We start from the raw sequence: 5,227 nt of genomic DNA on the forward strand, positions 1-5,227 counted from the left end.
ACTAGCAGGTGCTAGTCCAGCCCAGGCACATAGATGTTCAGCAGTTGGGAACCTCGACATATCACCTCCAGTCTCAGCTATGATCACCTGAGCTGTGATGGTAGAGATTCCCGGAATAGATGCGACCAAGGCGACGGCAGGCTCAAAAGGGAGGAGACGCTCGCAGATCTCTTGGGTGAGTGCCCCGATAGCAGAGTCCAGATAGTCGATATGGTCGATGATCTGTTTGGCGACGAAGGCATGGTGGGCTCCGAAGTGTCCATAGAGTGCCTCCTCGAGTTGAGGGATCTTGGCCCGCATCCTGGACTTGGCCATCTGGGCCAGAACTGCGGGATCTCGTTCTCCCGCAATGAGGGCCTCGATGATCTTCCTCGATGAGGCGCTCCATACCGCAGAGGCGACCGAGGTGAGCTTGATGCCAGCATCTTGGAGAACCTTCTCGAGGCGTTGGATCTCCCTCGCCCTGGCATCGACCTGGGTCTTGCGATATCGGGTCAACTCAGCAAAGTTCACGGATCTCAGGTGGAGGCACAAAGCTTGGTCGTACCATGCCATGGGCTGCGACATCTGCGAGCCACTCGGCATCCGAGAGATCCGTCTTTCTGCCAGGTACGTTCTTCACATGTTGTGCGTTACAGAGCCAGAGTTGGGGGAAGAGTCCCTCCAATGCGTAGTACACCGGCTTCCAATACACTCCGGTTGCCTCCATCACCACGGTTGACACTCCAGCATCGACGAGGAACCGGGCCAAGTCCTCTAATCCTTTGCGTGTCGTGTTGAACGTCTCCTTGGAAAGGGTAACCATGCCATCTGGCTCTCGAACTCGCGTGCACGCAACGACGGTGTCACGGTGGACGTCAAGGCCACCCACTTTATCTGCTATCTCCTTCATCTCACCACCTCCTTGGTGTTTCAAGGGGCCGTCTCGCCATGGGGGACTACAAGAAAGCGAAATCTAAAGTTCGTGCTCGAGGCGACAATAATTAGTCCTCCTGATTCCCCGCATCAGACTAAAGGCGCGCAACCAAGGCTGCAAGAAACGTTCGATGACTCACGAGACGGTCCACTACAAGCATTACATGCATTTGTGGTGTTCGCTAGTTCATCAGGACTAAAGTGTAATGCCCCACCACCTGGAGAATTGGGACGACAAAACCTAAGCATCCGACGATGCGAGCTGGTCTTTGCGTTGTGAGATGCTCTGGCCTAGGCAACCCTCTCGGTTACGGTGACCTCAAACCCGAGAGCTTCAATCCGCTTGCTCAGTCGCTTTACCTGAACAGTTGGATCGTTGTGGCTCTCGAAGTAATTGGCACCTGTTTCTTCAGATGTACAAAGGATAGCACAAGCATTACATGCATCTGTGGTGTGCGCTAGCTTATCAGGACTAAAGCCGGATCGGTTGTCACTTCCCGCATCTATTATGATCGGTCCTCTCACATTAGAGGTGGATCAATTGGGGTTCGCCACTCCATGACGGCCTCAGAACTTGGCGAGCTCTCCGGGCTTGCATTGGCTGATGTCTTTGTCACCGAGGAAGATCCGTCAAGCTGAGCAGTTAAAGAGGCCAGCAATCAGGCGCAACGGGTTAGCCTACCCATGCCATGAGCGACCAAGTAGGGTGACGACCCTTCGAGGGTGTCTCAAGATCGACATCACGTAGGGCAACGACATCACCCTCTGAAATGGTATAGGGATGCACGAGGCCCACCACTCGGATGGAAAGCTGGGTATGGGTCATCGGTCACCTGCTCGTAACTCATCAAAGCTTGCTCGTCCAACGATGCGAAGGGCAGCGATGGCGCCTACGACAATCGCGGCGACGAGCACCACGGCGACGATGGCGATCTCGCCAAGTACAGGGAGGGCGTAGCCAAAGTGGAGGCCATCAAGTCCTGAGTCGATCTCGGGCAGGGCTGGTAGGGCTAGGCGAGCACCGAGGAGCCCGGCTCCGACACCTGCGATAGCAGCAGCTACCACCAGGATGGTTGCCTCCAGGATGTAGCCGATGACGAGTCGGGCTCTTGTGAGGCCAAGGACTCGGATGGCGGCAAACTCTGGGATTCTGCCTCGACCCTCGACGAGGAGCTCAAAGGCCAATCCAAGGAGGACGACCACGATGCCGGCGGCTGCGGCGATTGGGAAGAGTCGTTCGGCTAAGCCAAGGGGTTCATTGGCATAGGAAGCTGCCAAAGCATGGGCTGAGGTGATAGAGTCGATGACGACCCCTTCTCCCTGGAGTCGATGGATGATCGAGGGTGGGGCTCCTTTGGCGAGCCAGACCTGGTTGCTGGCCGAGGAGGCTGAGTCTTGGGCTAGCTCGGCTTGGGTGAGGTCGACAATACTGGCATCGGCACCGACCGAGGGGAGGGAGGAGAGGGTGAGGATGGGACGGATGTTGATCTGGTTGCCATCGAGACCGACGGTGACACCGGTTCCAACGGCTGAGACGGAGTTCGCCGATAGCGTCGCTTTGACACTCTGGCTGACGATGGCGGGGAGATAAGTTGGGTAACTGGCAGGTACCACAGCGATGTCGGAGCCACCGGTAGCTGGGTAGGCCGTAAAGGAGAGGAGGCCGGGGTGTGAAGAACCCACCTTGACGGGGGCATTGATGCCCGCTTTCCAGGCGCTGGCGAGCACGCCGGAGCCACTCGGATTTCTAATACCCCCGAGATGCTCGATCTCAATTGAGAAGGTTGCTGACGGATTGACCACGCCGCCATTTGAGATCGCCAGATAGCCAATGCCAGACAGGAGACAGCCATCAATACGACACGGGATCGATACTGACCTCGTCGTCGGGGTCGCATACAAGGGGATGACGAGAAGATCAGGAGTCGCCTGCGCTTCGTCATACAGGGAGACGGTCAACTCGACTTGGACACCCGCTGGGATCGTTCCTCGCGTATTAGCCGTGACGGTCAAGGACGAGGCGTTCGTGGTCAAGGCCTTGCTCGCTAAGGGAACAAGACGATGCTCGATGGTTGCAGCTGAGCCAGCATCGAGGGCAGCTGGCCACGATACTGCTTGAAAGCGGCTTGCCTGTAGTGCCAACGTGGTGCCGGTTTTGGAACGATAGAGCTCAGCCGCCATCGCCTCATGACCACCTGGGTCAGCCTGATCAACTGCTCGTGAGAGGCCTAAGTGCTTCGGAAGCGAGACGGTGAGTACCTTGCCGGCTCCAACCTCATAGCTAGCGACATCACTGCGATGACGGGCAATCACCGATTGGGCTCCGTAGCCAAAGACCACAAGGGCTAGTGCCATGCCAAAGGGGATGATCTGGCGCAACATCGGGGAGCGGGCGCGAAGTTGGCGAACCGCCAGGTACCACGAGATCCGGCGTCCCTTGCGGGTGAGACGACGAGCACCTCGGAGTGCGAGGCCGGTCAATGCGATCACTATGATGGCAAACCCAGCCCCCAGGAGGGCTGGGGCGGCACCGGCTAAGGGATCGACGCTGTTGCCGTTAGTTGGGGCGATCACCAGCTGTGCGGTAAGGACTGCGGCTATTACCACGATCAACACGTCGATGAGTGCCCGGAAACGCCCATGGTTGCGCAACGCAGAGCGACTCGCCTCAAGCACCCCACGGCGAAGGACGGTCACTGCGGCGATCACGGTCACCACCAAGGCAGCCACGATCACAGCTAAGCCGGCAAGATAGGTGGTCGGCAAGATATAGAGCTTGGTCCCAGCCGCAAAATAGGTACGTCCTATGATCGATACCGTCAAGTAGGCACCGAGGAACCCGAGTGGGGCTGCGATCACCAGCACCACGAGTGGTTCACCAATTGCTCTCGCCACGATACCTCTGGGACGAACGCCTCTCAGTTGAGCGAGTCGAAACTCACCCATCCTCGATTGCGCCATCCGCCAGATGAGGGTTCCAAAGACGATGAGACCGAGGAGGATCAGCTCCAATATGATAACCGTCACGAGGGTGGACATTGAGTGTTGGGAGGCGACGATCGCTCGAATTTGTGACGCAAGACCGGAGGAGGCAGTCAAACCTTCCCGCGCCGCAACCTGGGTTCGATAGCGTGCAGTGACTAATTCGCTCTGCTGATAGTTGTGGATATTGACGACTTCGGGCCGCAGCGACATCTGTAGCTCCCGGTCGACTCCTTCGTAGCTGCTCAGACCACCAACCGTCGTCGCACCAAAGGCCGCCTTTCCCCCAAAGAACCCGGGTGAAACGAACATAGGATCCAAGGTCACTGGGCTAATAGTGGCTCCAAATGTGAAGAACTCCTCATCCCACCAATACCGAGTAGAGATATCTGGGATCGCATACGTTCCGACAACATGGTAGCTCGCACTTGCCCCCACGGTCATTTGCAAAGTAGGGGTGGGATTCCAAGTAGATCAAGGGTAGTGTCGGGTTGACGGGCAAGCTGGCGGGTTGCCGCTGCGATGTTGACCCTTAGGGGCGCGGCATAACGTATGATTCCGATAGCTAGATTGCGTAGTGTTGCAAGGATGCGAGGAAGTGTTCCGGTACGGACTTGTGAGCGGTCCTCGTCAAAGGTGTTGTCGCGGACCCAATGGAGGCTTTCGATCGACCAGTGGTCTCTCACGAGTCGAAGGAGATGCTCAGGGTCTGCGTCGTCTGCGGTAAGGTCTGTGACGTAGTAACGGGTCTCGATGCTGGTGCGAACGTCATTGAGGGTGGATGACTCGCGTTCGACGATGATGTAGAGATTCGCATGAGGAAACTCTGTCGAAGCAGGAACCGGGGCACTCCAGACCCGATGACGGTCGATGCGGCCATGACCGCGTGTGCATGTCTCGTACTCTGGGTGATCGCGATCGATCTCATCGCCTACGATGACTGCAGCATTGTGCAACCGTGGCTGATTACCCTTGACACCGAAGATGTAGTGAGCCTTCTTGGATTCGACGATGAAGCTAGCAGCCTTTCTCTGGGCATGCAGTGCATCAGCGGTGATGACCGTGCCGACGATCTCGAGAGGTTCGAGCAATGGAGCAAAGGCGAGAATCTCGTTCGTCTTATCGTTTTCTACATTGCGTTGACCAATAACCATTCCAGTATCATGACGAAGCGCTGAGAGCAACTGAACCTGGGTGCCGTCAGGTCGCCTGGCTCCTCGAACTGTCTTGCCGTCAACAGCTACTCCAACAAGGTCTTCTCCTGCACCGATGCTATTGCTGCCCTCGGTGTCAGAGTCACCAGTCTCAGATTCATTCTCCATCTTTGAAC

The 5,227-nt window shown here is 56.9% G+C and carries 5 protein-coding genes; all 5 read right to left on the reverse strand.

What is annotated here, in order from left to right; genetic code table 11:
* On the reverse strand, positions 1 to 513 hold a 513-nt coding region (locus FEAC_RS14250; protein ID WP_160290429.1), incomplete at its 3' end, for a transposase.
* Positions 500 to 892, reverse strand: a complete 393-nt coding sequence (locus FEAC_RS14255) for an IS110 family transposase (RefSeq protein ID WP_052566599.1) — start codon at positions 890 to 892, stop codon at positions 500 to 502. The genes FEAC_RS14250 and FEAC_RS14255, both read right to left, overlap by 14 nt.
* A 696-nt stretch (positions 893 to 1,588) precedes the next feature.
* Positions 1,589 to 1,741 (reverse strand): hypothetical protein, encoded by a 153-nt coding sequence (locus tag FEAC_RS15725; RefSeq protein WP_156099336.1) that lies wholly within the window; start codon positions 1,739 to 1,741, stop codon positions 1,589 to 1,591.
* On the reverse strand, positions 1,738 to 4,335 hold the full coding sequence (locus FEAC_RS14265) for an FtsX-like permease family protein (protein WP_160290430.1): 2,598 nt from the start codon (positions 4,333 to 4,335) through the stop codon (positions 1,738 to 1,740). The genes FEAC_RS15725 and FEAC_RS14265 overlap by 4 nt, the downstream gene beginning before the upstream one ends.
* A gap of 2 nt (positions 4,336 to 4,337) precedes the next feature.
* A partial coding sequence (locus FEAC_RS14270; RefSeq protein WP_152623293.1) for an ISAs1 family transposase occupies positions 4,338 to 5,227 on the reverse strand: 890 nt, incomplete at its 5' end.

It is taken from the genome of Ferrimicrobium acidiphilum DSM 19497, from assembly GCF_000949255.1.
Taxonomy (GTDB): Bacteria; Actinomycetota; Acidimicrobiia; order Acidimicrobiales; family Acidimicrobiaceae; genus Ferrimicrobium; species Ferrimicrobium acidiphilum.